At 71.4% G+C, this 13483-nt stretch carries 8 protein-coding genes and 1 pseudogene; 3 read left to right on the forward strand and 6 right to left on the reverse strand.

The genetic code is table 11. The annotated features are described in order from the left end of the window. Positions 1–18: 18 nt before the first annotated feature. The gene (locus tag ACIQOU_RS14345) at positions 19–2352 is read right to left on the reverse strand and encodes a polysaccharide lyase 8 family protein (protein ID WP_401536960.1); all 2334 of its coding nucleotides are present in this window, start codon (positions 2350–2352) and stop codon (positions 19–21) included. A 76-nt stretch (positions 2353–2428) separates the two neighbouring features. Beyond that, positions 2429–2926: a hypothetical protein gene (locus ACIQOU_RS14350; RefSeq protein ID WP_401536961.1), complete on the reverse strand. Its 498-nt coding sequence runs from the start codon at positions 2924–2926 to the stop codon at positions 2429–2431. Positions 2927–3298: 372 nt separating this feature from the next. Here ACIQOU_RS14350 and ACIQOU_RS14355 point away from each other — a divergent pair, with 372 nt between their 5' ends. Next, positions 3299–3916 (forward strand): YceI family protein, encoded by a 618-nt coding sequence (locus ACIQOU_RS14355; RefSeq protein WP_401536962.1) that lies wholly within the window; start codon positions 3299–3301, stop codon positions 3914–3916. An 86-nt stretch (positions 3917–4002) separates the two neighbouring features. On the opposite strand, the gene ACIQOU_RS14360 is transcribed toward ACIQOU_RS14355, so the two are convergent. Then, positions 4003–5370 (reverse strand): hypothetical protein, encoded by a 1368-nt coding sequence (locus ACIQOU_RS14360; RefSeq protein WP_401536963.1) that lies wholly within the window; start codon positions 5368–5370, stop codon positions 4003–4005. 214 nt (positions 5371–5584) lie between these two features. Here ACIQOU_RS14360 and ACIQOU_RS14365 point away from each other — a divergent pair. Next, positions 5585–7060: pseudogene (locus ACIQOU_RS14365) on the forward strand (glycoside hydrolase family 30 beta sandwich domain-containing protein); the annotation flags it as partial. A gap of 52 nt (positions 7061–7112) precedes the next feature. Here the strand turns inward: ACIQOU_RS14365 and cimA are convergent. From cimA to ACIQOU_RS14380, 3 genes are all read right to left on the reverse strand, one after another. Continuing rightward, positions 7113–8717, reverse strand: a complete 1605-nt coding sequence (cimA, locus tag ACIQOU_RS14370; RefSeq protein ID WP_401536964.1) for a citramalate synthase — start codon at positions 8715–8717, stop codon at positions 7113–7115. Between the two features lie 583 nt (positions 8718–9300). Further along, the gene (locus ACIQOU_RS14375; protein ID WP_401536965.1) at positions 9301–10389 is read right to left on the reverse strand and encodes a branched-chain amino acid aminotransferase; all 1089 of its coding nucleotides are present in this window, start codon (positions 10387–10389) and stop codon (positions 9301–9303) included. A gap of 285 nt (positions 10390–10674) precedes the next feature. Next, positions 10675–11718, reverse strand: coding sequence for a 3-isopropylmalate dehydrogenase (locus ACIQOU_RS14380; RefSeq protein WP_401536966.1), 1044 nt, complete (start codon positions 11716–11718; stop codon positions 10675–10677). Positions 11719–11860: 142 nt separating this feature from the next. Here ACIQOU_RS14380 and ACIQOU_RS14385 point away from each other — a divergent pair, with 142 nt between their 5' ends. Beyond that, positions 11861–13429 (forward strand): purple acid phosphatase family protein, encoded by a 1569-nt coding sequence (locus tag ACIQOU_RS14385; RefSeq protein ID WP_401536967.1) that lies wholly within the window; start codon positions 11861–11863, stop codon positions 13427–13429. The last annotated feature ends 54 nt before the right edge of the window (positions 13430–13483 follow it).

The raw sequence follows: 13483 nt of genomic DNA on the forward strand, positions 1-13483 counted from the left end.
AGGGGTCCAACAAAGCCGTCATTCGAGAGCCACCTCACATCGGTGAGTCGAACAGGACACGCCTGGGGTAACCCGCAGGGTCAGCCGGGCTCCGGCCGACCGCACCTGAACGGTCGGGTCGGTGTGCAGGACGCGGCGCACGGGGTGGTCCCAGGTGATCTCCAGCTCGGTGCCCGTGCGGGGCGGCTCGCTCACGCAGAGGGTAGCGGTCCGGCCTGTGCGGCTGATCAGCACGCTGGCCGGGGCGGAGGCGGTGAGCGGGCCCGCCGTCGCCGGGGCCCAGAAGTTCGCGCCGGTCACCCCGAGGGCGGGGGCGTGGAGGGCCTGGGCGGTGGCGGTGTTGGTGAGCACGGTCAGCCAATGGTGGTCGGCGGCGCGGGCGGCGGTCTCGGCGCGGGTGGCGCCGGGGAGCAGGACGTAGTGGTAGCGGGCGTTCACGGGGTCGGTGCCGTGGTCGAGCCAGAGGGTCTGCCAACGGCGGGTGGCGCGCTCGTCGGTGCTGGTGGTGTTGATGTCGGACCAGGCGCCGGTGCGGTCCTCGCGCAGGGTGCGCAGCCGGTCGGCCTCCGGCACCAGCCAGCCGCCGTGTCCCTCCAGATGGGCCCAGCCCCGCCCCCGGACCAGCCGTCGGGCGGAGCCCTCCCCCAGGTTGCGGTTGTCGACGACGGTCTCGACCGGCACCCCGTCCGCGCAGCTGATCCCCGCGCCGAGGCACACGACGGCGTCGGCCAGGCAGAACCACGACTTGTGGGCCTGGAGGGTGGAGCCGAGGCCCTTGAGGTGCTGGCCGACGGCCGCGTAGGTGCCGTCGGTGGTGCCGCCGACCCAGCGGACGTCGGGCCGGGCGGCGCCCCACTCGCCCCCGGCCCGGTCGGGCAGGCGCCGGGTGGAGACGGTGGTCCCGGGCAGCCGGTACCAGTCGACGGTGGGCCAGTACCAGTCGGTGTACTGGTACCCGGTCCCCTCGGCCCACCAGGCCACCATCCCGGCGCCGGTGTGCCAGCCGCGCGGATTCTCGCCGTTGCCGCATTCGTAGAAGGCGATGCGTTCGCTGGCCATGGTGATGCTCACGGCGTGTCCGTGCCCGCGATGAACGGCTCGGTCCATCGCCGGGAAGAGCCGGTGGCCGACGGTTTCGGGGGCGCCCGGCACCGGTGAGTCGGCGACCGCGCGCAGCCGCGCCAGATCGGCCACCCCGAACTGAGGTGCCGTCAACAATGCTTCAACGGCGTCCCGTTGGGCCCATCCCTTGACCATCCCGTACCACCGCTCCCGTTCCGCGGCGCTCGCCCCGCCGGCCAGCAGCACGATCGCGGCGATGAGGGCCTGCCCGTGGAAGTGGTCGCTGCGCATCAGGTGCTGGTCGTCGCTTGTGAGGTAACCCCGGCTGATGGCACGGCCGTTGACCGAGTCCATCACCAACCCGTCGTGCAGGAAGGGCGCGTAGGCGTGCTCGACGCTGTCCAGGATCAACTGCCGGTTCGGGTCGGTCACTTCCCAGGCGGAACCGGCGAGCAGGGTGAAGAGCCTGCCGAGACCGTCGAGCATGACCTGCCCGTAGGTGCCCGAGTAGGCGACCCAACTGTGCTGCACGAACGACCCGTCGGCATACAGCCCGTCGCCCTCGGTGACGTACGGGAAGACCGGTGAGAGGGCGTCGCGGGCCAGCGCGATCTTCGCGTCGGCGCGGCCGAGGATGCCGCGCAGGGCGACGGAGCGGCACAGGTCGACGCGGTTGGCGCCGGTCGACGTCCCGGTGTAGGCGCCGAGCGCGGAGTCGGGGACGAAGTGGTCGACGGCGGCGCAGACGGCGGCGACGCGCGCGGCGCCGAGGTCGTCGTGGAGGGCGGCGGCGATGTCCAGGAGGAGCCGGGGGCTGCCGATCTGCCACTCCCACCAGTTGCCGTAGGGCGTGGTGGCGGGGTGGTAGACGGTGGCGGCGAGATGGTCGAGGCCGCGCAGGATGTCGGCGAGGAGCCCCGGGTCGCCGGTGGCCCCGGTGCCCGGCTGGACGTGGGCCTGCGTCATGGTCCACAGCCGGCTGTAGCTCTGGGTGATGCCGGACGGCGGGTCGAACGGGTAGCCCGGCCAGAGGGAGTCGGCGGTGGGCGCCATGGTGGCCCGCAGGGCGCGGGCCCGGCTCCCGGTCGCGGCGAGGCGTCCGGCGTAGGGCTCGGCGGCCGGGTCGTAGCCGGTGCCGAGGGCGAGTTCGAGCCACCGTGCGCGGAGGGTGGCGTAGGGGTCGGCGGGGGCGGCCGGGGAGTCCAGGGCGACGGCGGGTCCGGCACCGAGGGCGGCGGTGGCGAGGGCGGCCACGGACAGGAAGGTGCGGCGCGTGGGGGTCATGCCCATGGTGCGTACCACGCGGGCCGCCCCGGCGGAACCAGGCGCGGCGCCGGTTCCGCCGTCGCCCGGCGGGTGACGTGGGTCAGCAGCCGCCGCAGTTGTAGTAGAGGACGTCCCAGTGGTTGCCCTCGTCGGCGTAGACGTTGCCGGAGCCGGACTGGTACTGCGGGGCGCCGTCGCCGCGCAGGCCGATGTAGGTGAAGGTGCCCTTGATGTAGGTGGTGACGCAGGCGCTCTCGGCGTAGTCGAGCTTGTAGCCGTTGCTGTGCGAGTAGGTGCCGGCGGCGTGGCCGGTCTCGGTGCCGCCGGTGATGTTCAGGGCGCAGCCGGTGGCCCGCTTGAGGGTCTGGGCGCCCTGCGCGGTGGCCTGATTGAGCTGGTCGAACGAGGTACAGCTGGGGTTGGCGCGGTCGGCGCAGTTGCCCGAGGAGGACCAGGTGAGACCGGCCGAGCTGAACATCGAGGCCGCGGTGGCGTGGCTGATCTTGGTGACGGCGACGGCGTCGCCCGCGGCGCCGAGGACGGCGATGCCGGGGGCGACGACGAGGGCGAGCGCGGTCAGGGCGGACCGGAACTTCATGGGGGGCCTTCCTGCGGAGAACCGTGGGGCGGGCGGCCGGGCGGCCGTTCTTCCTGTGGGGCGGCTGTGCAGGCGGTGCCAGGCGATCGTGCCCGAGCCCACGGCAGCTACACCAGGGACCGACGGAGAGAAACGGCTGAACGTCGGGTGAGCGCGGGCGGAACACGGGGCGATCGACGCGGCATGCCCGCCTCGCCATCGGACGCGCCGAAAAAGGTCACCGAGCGTAGGCTTTCGAACACACCGCCGATAAGGTTGAACATTGAACGGAATGGGCCTACCGTCGACCTCGTCAGCATCGTTGAACGTTGAACTTCCTCGCCGCCGGGGTCTCCGCACGGAGCCACGGCCCGTCCCCCACAGGAGCACACCATGGGTATCTTCGGCCGCAAGAACGACACCGACAGCACCGCCACCGACAGCACCGCGCCGGCCCCCGTCACCCCCGAACTCGCCGCGCTCACCGGCGAGTACACGATCGACCCGGCCCACTCCGCGTTCGGTTTCACGGCCCGGCACGCGATGGTCACCAACGTCAAGGGCGCGTTCCTCGACTTCACCGGCACCCTGCACCTCGACGGCAGCGACCCGGCCGCCTCGACCGCCGCCATCGACATCCAGATGGCGAGCATCGACACCGGCTCCGCCGACCGGGACGGTCACCTCAAGAGCGCGGACTTCTTCAAGGTCGAGGAGTTCCCGACCATGACGTTCCGCTCCACCACAGCGGAGGCCCTGGGCGGCGACGACTACCGCGTCACCGGTGACCTGGAGATCCTCGGCACCTCCAAGCCGGTCACCATCGACCTGGAGTTCAACGGCGCCGCGAAGGACCCGTTCGGCAACGAGCGCGTCGGCTTCGAGGGCAAGGCCGAGATCCTGCGCTCCGACTGGGGCCTGACCTGGAACGCGGCCCTGGAGACCGGCGGCGTCCTGATCTCCGACAAGATCAAGCTGAGCTTCGACATCTCGGCCATCAAGAACGTCTGATGCCGGGCGTCAGGGGGCGGTGAGGGCACGGCCTCCCGACCGAGAGACCCAGGCGGCCGAACGACGGTGAAGGACCGGATTCCGGTTCAGAACCCGCCGCCGAAGTCCCCGCCGCCCCCTCCCCCGCCGTCCCCGAAACCGCCCCCGCCCCCGCCCCCGTCGCCGAAGCCCCCGCCGAAGTCGTCGGGGTCGAAATTCGCGCCGGAGACATCGCCGCCCTCGAAGCCGCCGTCGCCGTATCCCGCGCCGTAGTCGGCGCCGTAGGCCGGGCCGGACATCATGCCGCCGAGCATCGTGCCGACGAGCAGGCCGGGCAGCAGTCCGCCGCCGAAGTAGCCGCCCGCCCAGGGCCCGTACGCGGGGCCCGCCTCCCAGTAGGGGCGCCGCCCGTACTCGCTGTCCACCTCGCGGATCACCGGGTCCCGGCCGTCGGCGAGCCTCGCCCGGTCCGCCGCGCAGACCGGCACCTCGCGCGGGGCGCCCCCGGGCGGTGTCCAGGACGCGTCGGCCACCGACGGACCGTGCCGCGGGTCGAAGAAGCAGGGTGGGCGCCGCTCGGGCAGCGGCCGTCCCTCGCGCCGCGCGGCCAGCTGGGCCAGCGAGAACCGGCCGTCCTCCAACGCCTGCGTCACCCCGCGCACGTCCTCCGGCGCCTTCGCCGCCGCCATCGCCGTCTTCGCCTGTTCGTAGGCGTCCAGGGCGCGTTCGTAGTCGGCGCGCATCGCGTCGTCGGCGCCGGCCTCGGCCGGGTGGAAGTCGAGCCGGTCCAACTCCTCGCCGAACGCCGTGATGTCCTCGTCGACGACGACCCGCAGCCGTTCCAGTGCCGCCCGCCGCTGCTCCTCGCGGCGTCGCCGGTTCCGTCGGACCAGGGCGAACGCGCCCGCGCCGCCGACCACCACCACCGCCCCGAGCCCGATCAGCGCCGCCCCGGACACCCCGCCCGCAGACGAACCGCCCCAACTCGCGGGCGCCGCACCGCCCATGTTGGCCAGGGCCCGGTCGGTGAAGTCGTCGAGCTGGGTCGGGGCGGCGCTGTCGTCCTGGACGCTGGCGACGAGGTTGCCGACGGCCGTGCGCGGCAGGACCGAGGAGTCCGCGCGGGCGTCGAAACGGTCGCCCAGGCGGATCGCGTACAGGCCGGTGACGCCGGTGGCCGTGCGCAGGTCGGTGAAGAGGGACGCCGTCGGATAGTCGGCCGGCAGGACCGCCACGAACAGCGGCTTGCCGGCCTTCCTGATCCGCTGGGCCAGCGTGTCCGCGTCCCGCGCCGACAGCTGGGCGGAGGCCGCCGGGTCGACGTAGACGGGGCTCTTGCGCAGGGCGCGGGCGATGGTCGACACGTCGGTGGCCGCCGTTGCCGGGGGCGCGCCCCACGCCAGCACCGTCAGGGCGGCGAGCGCCAGGGCCAGCAGCAGCGCGGGCAGGCTTCGGGTCCGCAGGACGGCCTTCATGCTTCGAAAGTACCGGAAACCGCCAGACTGTCGACATATGGGCCATGCGCCGCCTTGGCATGGACCTTTCGCCTCCGCCTCTGGTTCACTCAGGCGTCCACGGGTTCGCTCACGTCTTAGCTCACACCACGAGTTAACGACCGTGAACGGACCGACGGCCCCCACACCTCCCCCGCACCGTCACGACATCTCGTTCAGGAAGGGCGACATGTCCATGAGGAAGTCCCCCCACGCGATCCGGCTGCTGCTCGCCGGTCTGCTCACGGCGGCCGGTGTCACCGCGTCGCTCCCGTCGGCTCAGGCGTCCGGCGAGCAGGTCACCGCCTGGCTCACCACCACCGACGACAGCGCCGGACGCCATGTCGTGCGCGGCCTCCAGGCGCAGGCGCCGTTCGCTTTCCAGAACGGCACGGGCAGCGACGGCACGACCATCACCGTCGACGAGGGCACCCGCTATCAGACCTTCACCGGCGGCGGAGCGTCGTTCACGGACACCGCGGCCTGGCTGCTGAACAGCAGCGGCGCGCTGTCGCAGACGACCCGGGACGCGACCCTGCGCAAGCTGTTCTCGCCGACGGACGGCATCGGGCTGTCGTTCCTGCGCAATCCGATGGGCGGCTCGGACCTGGCCCGGTTCGGCTACACCTACGACGACGTCCCGGCCGGGCAGAGCGATCCGAACCTCGCGAAGTTCACCCTGGCCCACGACCTCGCCGACGTCGTCCCGCTCACCAAGCAAGCGCTGAAGCTGAATCCGTCGCTCACGGTGATGGCCTCGCCGTGGACCGCGCCGGCCTGGATGAAGGACAGCGGCGCGCTCAACGGCGGCTGGCTGAAGGCGGAGGACTACGGCACCTACGCCGCGTACTTCGTGAAGTACCTCCAAGCGTACAAGAACCAGGGCGTGGACGTCGCCTACGTCACCCCGCAGAACGAGCCGACGTGCTGCTCCGGTTACCCCTCGATGAGCTGGAACGCCAGCGGGCTCGCCTACTTCATGAAGAGCGAGCTGCTGCCCAGGCTGAAGGCCGCCGGGCTGTCCACCAAAGTCCTTGCCCACGACTGGAATTGGGACACGTACGACGACTACGCGGCCCTGTCCGTCGACGACCCGGCGATCCGCGACCACCCCAACTTCGGCGGGATCGCCTGGCACGGCTACGGCGGCGACGTCACCAAGCAGTCGTCCGTGCACGCCAAGTACCCGTCCCTGGACGCGTTCGGCACCGAGCACTCGGGGGGTACCTGGGTCGGCAACCAGCAGCGCGAGGACATGCTGAACATCGTCGACTACACCCGCAACTGGGCGAAGTCGGTGACCAAGTGGTCGCTGGCCGTGGACCAGAACAGAGGCCCGCACAACGGCGGTTGCGGCACCTGCTCGGGCCTGGTCACCGTGCACGACGGCGACAGCGCGAACGGCACGGTCGACTACACCGTCGAGTACTACACGATGGGCCACCTGACGAAGTTCGTCCGCCCCGGCGCCCACCGGATCGCGTCGACGGCGTCCTCGGCCGTCCCCAACGTGGCCTGGCGCAACCCCGACGGCAGCAAGGCGCTGATCGCCTACAACGACAGCGCCGCGGCGAAGACGGTCACCATCAACTGGGGTGACCGGCACGCCACTTACTCGCTGCCGGGCAAGACGTCGGCGACGTTCACCTGGTCGGGGGCGCAGTCCGCCGGGTGACGGCCACGAGGTGAACGGCCCGTGCCACAGGGGCCGTTCACCTGCTCCGTCACTGCGCGGGCTGGACCCCGGCGCGCAGCAGGCCGAACGTGTACGCGTCCTCCAGGGCCTGCCAGGACGCGGCGATGACGTTCTCGGCGACGCCGACCGTGGACCACTCGCCGGTGCCGTCGGAGGTGGCGATGAGGACCCGGGTGGTGGACTGGGTGCCGTGCTTGCCCTCCAGGATGCGGACCTTGTAGTCGACCAGGTCCAGCTGGGCGAGTTGCGGGTAGATCTTCTCCAGGGCCACCCGCAGGGCGCGGTCGAGGGCGTTGACCGGGCCGTTGCCCTCGGCGGTGGCGACGATGCGCTCGCCGTCGGCCCAGAGCTTCACGGTGGCCTCGTTGGCGTGGCTGCCGTCGGGGCGGGTCTCGACGATCGCGCGCCACGACTCGACCTCGAAGTACTTCAGCTCCTTGCCCGACACCTCGGCGCGCAGCAGGAGTTCGAAGGACGCGTCGGCCGCTTCGTAGGTGTAGCCGCGCAGTTCGCGTTCCTTGACGCGCTCGACGACCCGGCCGACCAGGGCGCGGTCGTCGCCGAGGTCGATGCCGAGTTCCTTGCCCTTCAGCTCGATGGAGGCGCGGCCCGCCATGTCGGAGACCAGCATCCGCATGGTGTTGCCGACCCGCTCGGGGTCGATGTGCTGGTACAGGTCCGGGTCGACCTTGATCGCGGAGGCGTGCAGTCCCGCCTTGTGCGCGAACGCGGAGACGCCGACGTAGGGCTGGTGCGTGGAGGGCGTGAGGTTGACGACCTCGGCGATGGCGTGCGAGATCCGGGTGGTCTCGCGCAGCTTGCCGTCCGGCAGCACCTTCTTGCCGTACTTCAGCTCCAGGGCGGCGACGACGGGGAAGAGGTTGGCGTTGCCGACGCGCTCGCCGTAGCCGTTGGCCGTGCACTGGACGTGGGTGGCGCCCGCGTCGACGGCGGCGAGGGTGTTGGCGACCGCGCAGCCGGTGTCGTCCTGGGTGTGGATGCCGAGCCGGGCGCCGGTGTCGGCGAGGACCGTGGAGACCACGGCCTGGATCTGCGCGGGCAGCATGCCGCCGTTGGTGTCGCACAGGATGACGACGTCGGCGCCGGCCTCGGACGCGGCCCGCACGACGGCCTTGGCGTAGCCGGGGTTGGCGCGGTAGCCGTCGAAGAAGTGCTCGCAGTCGACGAAGACGCGGCGGCCCTGGCCGGTCAGGTAGGAGACGGTGTCGCGGACCATCTCCAGGTTCTCGTCGAGGGTGGTGCGCAGCGCGAGTTCGACGTGCCGGTCGTGGGACTTGGCGACCAGCGTGATCACCTCGGTGCCGGCGTCCAGGAGCGCCTTGACCTGGGGGTCCTCGGAGGCCTTGCCGCCGGCCCTGCGGGTCGCGCCGAACGCGACGAGCTGGGCGTGCCGGAAGTCGATCTCCTCCTTGGCGCGGGCGAAGAACTCGGTGTCCCGCGGGTTGGCGCCCGGCCAGCCGCCCTCGATGAAGCCCACGCCGAAGTCGTCCAGGTGCCGTGCGATCGCCAGCTTGTCCGCGACGGTGAGGTTGATGCCCTCGCGTTGGGCGCCGTCGCGCAGGGTGGTGTCGAAGACGTGGAACGAGTCGTCGAGCTCGCTGGTCTCGGTCATGGTGTCAAGGCTCCTGAAGATCGGATCTCGGTCGTACCGGAATGACCGGCTCCACCGTCCCCCAATGATCCCTCGCGCTGCGCCTCCGGCTGAGGTGGGCCAGAAAAGCGAAAAACCCCTCGCGGGTGCGAGAGGTCTGCGCGCGGGTCGAGACGACGGTTTCCGCCTGTACCTGGTCGTACGAGGCGGTCACTGCGGACCGGCGCGCCTGCTGCCAATAATCATGGCGAACGAGAGCACGGGGGCAGTTTGGCATATATGGGCCGACTGCCCAGGTCCCGTCTCAGGATTCGGTCCTGCCGACCGGCTTACGGGGTGCCCCGTGCTGGGGGTACGGGGTTCACCCCGTGGCCGGTTCGGTGGCGCTCGGCGTCCTGGAACGGTGGTGCGGTGGTGGGACGGGTGCGGCGCCGTCGTGGCTTGTCGCGCAGTTCCCCGCGCCCCTTGGTGGGTGACCCTGGCCTGCGTAGAGAGGCTCGGGACCTGTCGCGCCCGCGCGGCGGAGCCGCATATTCAACACAGCCCCGCGCCCCTTGGTGGGTGACCCCGGCCTGCGTCGAGAAGCTCGCGTGCCTTTGAGGATCTAGGCGAGGAGGTGCATCCAGTTGTGGGGGTCTTCTGTTGTGCCCCTTTGGATGTCGAGGAGGGTGTTGCGGAGGTGGAGGGTGACCTTGCCGGGGGTGTTGGCGGAGTGCAGCCACTCGGTGGTCGCTCGCTTGACCGTGCCGATGGGGGTGATGACCGCGGCCGTGCCGCAGGCGAAGACCTCGGTGAGGGTGCCGTTCTCCGCGTCGCGCTGCCACTGGTCGACGGAGACGCGGTCCTCCTCGGCCGTGTAACCGAGGTCACGGGCGACGGTGAGGAGGGAGTCGCGGGTGACGCCCTCCAGGATGGAGCCGGTGAGGGTCGGGGTGACGATGCGGTCGCCGTACACGAAGTAGAGGTTCATGCCGCCGAGTTCCTCGACCCACCGGTGTTCGACGGCGTCGAGGTAGCAGACCTGGTCGCAGCCCTTGGCGGCGGCCTCGGCCTGGGCCAGCAGGGAGGCCGCGTAGTTGCCGCCGGTCTTGGCGTCGCCCATGCCGCCGGGGACGGCGCGGACGCGGTCCTCGGAGAGCCAGATCGACACCGGCTTGACCCCGCCGGGGAAGTAGGCGCCGGCCGGGGAGGCGATGACCAGGAAGAGGTACTCGTTGGCGGGCTTGACGCCGAGGCCGACCTCGGCGGCGATCATGAACGGGCGCAGGTAGAGGGACTCCTCACCGCCGTGCGCCGGGACCCACGCGATGTCCTGGCGCACCAGCGCGTCGCAGGCCTCGATGAACGTCTCGACGGGCAGCTCGGGCATGCCGAGGCGGCGGGCGGAGGCCTGGAAACGCTTGGCGTTCTTCTCCGGGCGGAAGGTGGCCACGGAACCGTCGGGCCTGCGGTACGCCTTGAGGCCCTCGAAGATCTCCTGCGCGTAGTGCAGGGTCATGTTCGCCGGGTCGAGGGAGAGCGGGCCGTACGGGACGAGCTGGCCGTCGTGCCAGCCGCGGCCCTCGGTCCACCGGATCGTCACCATGTGGTCCGTGAAGTGGCGGCCGAACCCGGGGTTCGCCAGGATCGCGTCGCGCTCGGCGGCGGCCAGCGGGCTGGCGGAAGGCTTGAGCTCGATCGTGGGCGTCGTCATGAGTGGTTGTCCTTCACCGGTTGTGTGTGACGGGGCCGCGCTCACGCCGCGCACTGCCGTCGGCAGTGGTCGGACGTCCGGGCATTCCCTCATGCCGCGGCTCCGCGTTCGATTATCGCGCGGGCAGCGCCATGGACGAAACGGCGTGAAAGCGACCCGGAGGTCGATGGTGGCACCCGGCGGCGGGCAGACGGAAGCCGCCGGGCACCAGGAGCTGTCCTGGGTGACCCGGCGGCTTCGAGGTTCGAGGAGCTGGGGTCACCCCCAGCTCGTGAGCCTGGGAGGTCAGTCGGTTACGCGTACCGCGAGCGCGTCGCCGATCTCCGAGGTGGAGCGGGCGGGCTTGCCGGTGCGCTCGGCGAGGTCGACGGAGACCGCGTCCTCGATGCGGGCGGCCTCGGCCTCGTAGCCGAGGTGGCGCAGCAGCAGGGCGACGGACAGGACCGTGGCGGTGGGGTCGGCCTTGCCCTGGCCCGCGATGTCGGGCGCGGAGCCGTGCACCGGCTCGAACATCGAGGGGAACTCGCCGGACGGGTTGATGTTCCCGCTGGCGGCGACGCCGATGCCGCCGGAGACGGCCGCGGCGAGGTCGGTGATGATGTCGCCGAAGAGGTTGTCGGTGACGATGACGTCGAAGCGGGCGGGGTCGGTGACGAGGTAGATCGTCGCCGCGTCGACGTGGATGTAGTCGGTGGCGACCTCGGGGAACTCGGCCGCGACCTTGTTGAAGACGTTCGTCCACAGGTGTCCGGCGAAGGTCAGCACGTTGTTCTTGTGGACCAGCGTGAGCTTCTTGCGGGGCCGGGCCTGGGCGCGGGCGAAGGCGTCCCGGACGACCCGCTCGACGCCGAACGCCGTGTTGACGGAGACCTCGGTGGCGACCTCGTGCTCGGTGCCCTTGCGGATGGTACCGCCGTTGCCCGTGTAGGGGCCCTCGGTACCCTCGCGGACCACGACGAAGTCGATCTCCGGCGCACCGGCGAGCGGGGTGGCCACGCCCGGGAGGAGCTTACTGGGGCGGAGGTTGACGTGGTGGTCGAAGGCGAAGCGCAGCTTGAGCAGGAACCCGCGCTCCAGGACGCCGGACGGCACGGTCGGGTCGCCGATGGCGCCGAGCAGGATCGCGTCGTGCTGCTTCAGGGCGTCGAGGTCGGCGTCGGTGAGGGTCTCACCGGTGGCGTGGTAGCGCCGGGCGCCGAAATCGAACTCCGTGGTCTCCACCTTGACGTCCTGCGGAAGGACGGCCGAGAGGACCTTCAGACCTTCGGCCACGACTTCCTGGCCGATTCCGTCACCGGGGATCACTGCGAGAGCGAGGCTGCGAGTCATACGGGAACCCTACTCTCCGTCCCATGGAGTGACATGGCATGTCCAGCATGCGGACGGTCCGCGAGCACCCGGCGCCGAGCCGTCGTCACCCGTTCACCCGCAGGTCTGCGGGGTGTTGGCCCGCGCTGGGAAGTTCCCTTCCATGGACCTTCCCGACTTCGGTATTCCGGCCCGTCTCGCGCACCGGATGAGCATGGCCGAGCAGCACGAGTACCTGCGGACCAGGCTCGTGAGGCGGCGCACGCTGGTGACGGCGGGGGCGGTGGCGGGCGGCCTGCTGGCCGGCGGCTGCGCGACCCCGGGGACGAAGGGCCGGGCGGGTCCTTCGGCGCCCGCCTCGGTCTCGGGGGCGGTGCACGGTTCGGTGGTGGCGCCGTTCGGCCGTCATCTGGCGTTCGGCGCCGATCCGAAGACACAGCTGCGGGTCTCCTGGCAGGTGCCGCTGGCGGTGCGGAAGCCGTTCGTGCGGGTCGGCCTGAAGCCGGACGCGCTGGACCGCCGCGTCGACGCCGAGATCCGCGACCTGCACACCCCGGCGCTGACGGGCGTGCGACCGGCGTTCGAGCAGTACTACGTGCACGCGGCGCTGGACGGGCTGCGGCCCGGCACCACGTACTACTACGGCGTCGGCCACGACGGCTTCGACCCGGCGGCCGCCCCGCACCGCGCGACCGTCGCCACCTTCCGCACGGCGCCGGCCAGCCCGGAGTCGTTCACCTTCACGGCCTTCGGCGACCAGGGCGTCAGCCAGGCCGCGTCCGCCAACGACGATGTGATCCTGCGCCAGGACCCCGCCTTCCATCTGCACGCGGGGGACATCTGCTACGCCGACGTCAGCGGCCAGGGCAGGACGACCGACGGCTACGACCCCGGCTACTGGGACCTGTTCCTCAAGCAGAACGAGCCGGTCGCGCGGACCGTGCCGTGGATGGTGACGACCGGCAACCACGACATGGAGGCCTGGTACTCCCCCGACGGCTACGGCGGCCAGCTCGCCCGCTGGGCCCTGCCCGAGAACGGCTTCGACCCGAAGACCTCCCCGGGCGTCTACGCGTTCACCTACGGCAACGTCGGCTTCGTCGCCCTGGACGCCAACGACGTGTCCTACGAGATCCCCGCCAACCTGGGCTACTCGGACGGCCGCCAGACCACGTGGCTGGACGGCGAGCTGACCCGGCTGCGGGCGGACGCGAACGTCGATTTCGTCGTCGTCTTCTTCCACCACTGCGCCTACTCGACGTCCACGCACGCCTCCGACGGCGGGGTGCGTGAAACGTGGCTGTCGCTGTTCGCGAAGCACCAGGTGGACCTGGTCATCAACGGCCACAACCACGTCTACGAGCGCACCGACGCGATCCGGGACGGCGAGGTCGGGCGGACGGTGCCGGTCGGCGGGTCCACCGACCCGACCCGCGACGGGATCGTGTACGTGACGGCGGGCGGCGGCGGCAAGGACCTGTACGGCTTCCCGACGGGCGTGCAGGAGAGCTACGAGGGGCACGTCACCCGACGCGACTCCGTGGAGACCTTCGCGTGGACGAAGGCACGGGAGCAGAAGGCGGAGACGGTGGCCTGGTCCCGGGTGCGCTACCGGGGGTTCTCGCTGCTCACGGTGGAGGCCCGGGCGGGAGGCTCGCCCCGGCTCACGGTGTCGGCGCTGGCGCAGAACGGTGAGCGGATCGATCACTTCGAGGTGCGGCGCGGAGCGTGACCCCGCGCCGCACCCCGATCGGGTGCGGCTCCCGGTCTGGTGATTCTGCCCGGC

It is taken from the genome of Streptomyces sp. NPDC091279, from assembly GCF_044757465.1.
GTDB lineage: Bacteria > Actinomycetota > Actinomycetes > Streptomycetales > Streptomycetaceae > Streptomyces.

Excerpts from the sequence above, each read along its gene's own strand:
- ACIQOU_RS14345 (WP_401536960.1), bottom strand. The coding sequence starts at position 2,352 with ATGGGCATGACCCCCACGCGCCGCACCTTCCTGTCCGTGGCCGCCCTC.
- ACIQOU_RS14350 (WP_401536961.1), bottom strand. The coding sequence starts at position 2,926 with ATGAAGTTCCGGTCCGCCCTGACCGCGCTCGCCCTCGTCGTCGCCCCC.
- ACIQOU_RS14355 (WP_401536962.1), top strand. The coding sequence starts at position 3,299 with ATGGGTATCTTCGGCCGCAAGAACGACACCGACAGCACCGCCACCGAC.
- ACIQOU_RS14360 (WP_401536963.1), bottom strand. The coding sequence starts at position 5,370 with ATGAAGGCCGTCCTGCGGACCCGAAGCCTGCCCGCGCTGCTGCTGGCC.
- cimA (WP_401536964.1), bottom strand. The coding sequence starts at position 8,717 with ATGACCGAGACCAGCGAGCTCGACGACTCGTTCCACGTCTTCGACACC.
- ACIQOU_RS14375 (WP_401536965.1), bottom strand. The coding sequence starts at position 10,389 with ATGACGACGCCCACGATCGAGCTCAAGCCTTCCGCCAGCCCGCTGGCC.
- ACIQOU_RS14380 (WP_401536966.1), bottom strand. The coding sequence starts at position 11,718 with ATGACTCGCAGCCTCGCTCTCGCAGTGATCCCCGGTGACGGAATCGGC.
- ACIQOU_RS14385 (WP_401536967.1), top strand. The coding sequence starts at position 11,861 with ATGGACCTTCCCGACTTCGGTATTCCGGCCCGTCTCGCGCACCGGATG.